Source organism: Pseudoalteromonas sp. MTN2-4, assembly GCF_042848605.1.
Lineage (GTDB): Bacteria > Pseudomonadota > Gammaproteobacteria > Enterobacterales > Alteromonadaceae > Pseudoalteromonas.
This window is the reverse complement of the sequence record NZ_BTGK01000074.1, coordinates 1-431: the sequence shown is the minus strand read 5'-3', so window position 1 is coordinate 431 and position 431 is coordinate 1. Positions and strand designations below refer to the sequence as shown.

Annotated in this window: 1 protein-coding gene; it reads right to left on the bottom strand. The window is 35.7% G+C overall.

All coding sequences use genetic code 11. The features are described 5' to 3' along the window. Positions 1–100 precede the first annotated feature (100 nt). Positions 101–431, bottom strand: a 331-nt coding sequence (locus ACGHEH_RS21780) for a hypothetical protein (protein ID WP_390449905.1), incomplete at its 5' end; no start/stop codon positions are given.

Here is a 431-nt window from a genome sequence, read left to right as displayed (position 1 = left end):
TAACGCTTGCCGTAAACGGCACAAAATAGCAGGCTAAAATTGGCGACGAAGGAGCACAAGCCTGCTGTTTTGTGTCCTTGGTTTAACGGCCTTGTTAGCTTTACAAAAAGCTGAGTGTGTACAAGAAAACCCAACTTATAAAAGCTATAAAGAATAAGCCTTTAACTATTTTTAACTTTCTAGCCTTTTCTAAATACGCAGCTCTAAAAAGAAAACATGATGGTACTGCTGCACCAAAATAATAAACTCCCGGAGCAAGTAAAACACCTGACTTACTCGATGCATAAGTTATAAAACACAGAGCTAGAAAAGCACCTAAAAAGAACATACCTTTTGATGTTTCTAGAAATTCAACTGAAGTATCAAAAAAATCACTTAAATATTTTGTCATTGTGTAATCCTTCACAAATATACAGAGTAAAGCTAACGCC